The sequence below is a fragment of the Facklamia sp. HMSC062C11 genome (genome assembly GCF_001810675.1).
GTDB classification, from domain to species: Bacteria; Bacillota; Bacilli; order Lactobacillales; family Aerococcaceae; genus Facklamia; species Facklamia hominis.
Map to the genome: position 1 here is coordinate 1,454 of NZ_KV802412.1, position 515 is coordinate 1,968.

4 tRNA genes are annotated in these 515 nt (G+C 48.2%); all 4 read left to right on the top strand.

Annotation, left to right across the window (positions count from 1 at the left end):
• Nucleotides 1-65: 65 nt before the first annotated feature.
• The 4 genes from HMPREF2758_RS07065 (at nucleotide 66) to HMPREF2758_RS07080 (ending at nucleotide 456) form a co-directional block, all read left to right on the top strand.
• A tRNA-Ser gene (locus tag HMPREF2758_RS07065) sits at nucleotides 66-154 on the top strand.
• A 28-nt stretch (nucleotides 155-182) separates the two neighbouring features.
• Nucleotides 183-254 (top strand) — tRNA-Glu (locus HMPREF2758_RS07070).
• 9 nt (nucleotides 255-263) lie between these two features.
• Nucleotides 264-353, top strand: a tRNA-Ser gene (locus HMPREF2758_RS07075).
• Between the two features lie 30 nt (nucleotides 354-383).
• Nucleotides 384-456 (top strand) — tRNA-Met (locus tag HMPREF2758_RS07080).
• The last annotated feature ends 59 nt before the right edge of the window (nucleotides 457-515 follow it).

Below are 515 nucleotides of genomic sequence, written 5' to 3' on the forward strand. Positions count from 1 at the left end.
GAGGTCGGTGGTTCGAGTCCACTCAGGCCCATTCAGTTTAATAATTAATATTTAAATTGGCACATGGGGAAGTACTCAAGTGGCTGAAGAGGCGCCCCTGCTAAGGGTGTAGGTCGGGTTTACCGGCGCGAGGGTTCAAATCCCTCCTTCTCCGTTTAAAATTATTTGAATAATAATGACACGGCCCGTTGGTCAAGTGGTTAAGACACCGCCCTTTCACGGCGGTAACACGGGTTCGAATCCCGTACGGGTCATTATTTTTTGGAGGATTACCCAAGTCCGGCTGAAGGGAACGGTCTTGAAAACCGTCAGGCGTGTAAAAGCGCGCGTGGGTTCGAATCCCACATCCTCCTTATTACCTTTTATTATAGGTATAATATAATCGCGGGGTGGAGAAGTTGGCATCTCGTCGGGCTCATAACCCGAAGGTCGTAGGTTCGAATCCTACCCCCGCAATTAGCATCTTATAATGTTAAAACTTAATTGGTCCGGTGGTGTAGGGGTTAACATGCTTG